The following is a 744-nucleotide window of genomic DNA, read 5'->3' as shown; positions in this document are numbered from 1 at the left end:
CGGCGTAAGTGCGCTCGTCGACGCAGCGGATCACGGCGCCGGGGCCCTGCCGGGTGGCGCGTCCGGCACGCTGCACGCACGAGGAGCGTGAGGCGGCGGTGGTGACCAGACCCGTCATGCCACGGGCCGCGTCACGCTGGGGCTGCCGCGACAGGCAGGTGTCCACGACCAGCCGTACACCCGGCACGGTGAGAGATGACTCGGCCAGGGAGGTGGTGACGATGATGCGGGCGACCTCGCGCGGCGCGCGGCCGCGGATCACGGCGTCCTGTTCCGCCGGGGCGATCCGCCCGTGCAACTCGCGCACGTCGAAGGCGTCGCTGAGGGAGCGGACGCGTCGCGCGATCTCCGACACCTCACCAGCGCCGGGGGCGAAGACCAGCACATCGGCTTCCGGGTCTTCGCGGACCAGTTCGGCGGCTGCGGATGCGGTGATGCTCGCGACGTGGTCGAGGAACCCCCGGGTGACTCCCCGTTCGTCGATGCGGGGCACGGGACTCGGAGCCCATCGCTCGGTGAGGGGGAAGGCCGGGACGTCGTGGTCGACGACCGGCGCAGGGGACTCGTCGGTTCCGATGACGGCGGCGATCCGGGCGGCGTCGAGGGTGGCCGACATCGCCACGACCGTCAGGTCGTCCCGCAGCTCGCGCACCTCGGAGAGCAGACCGACGAGGAGGTCGGTCTCGATGGCGCGCTCGTGCACCTCGTCGATGATGACCGCGCCCACGCCGTCGAGTCCCGGGT

The 744-nt window shown here is 72.6% G+C and carries 1 protein-coding gene; it reads right to left on the bottom strand.

The genetic code is table 11. From position 1 onward, the window contains the following. Positions 1 to 744 (bottom strand): helicase-related protein (locus tag DSP71_RS05835; protein ID WP_258546285.1); only part of this gene is annotated, 744 nt, incomplete at both ends.

Origin of the sequence: Microbacterium sp. H6 (assembly GCF_003314775.1) — a bacterium.
Classification (GTDB): Bacteria; Actinomycetota; Actinomycetes; order Actinomycetales; family Microbacteriaceae; genus Microbacterium; species Microbacterium oxydans.
This window is presented reverse-complemented; position numbering and strand designations above follow the sequence as displayed.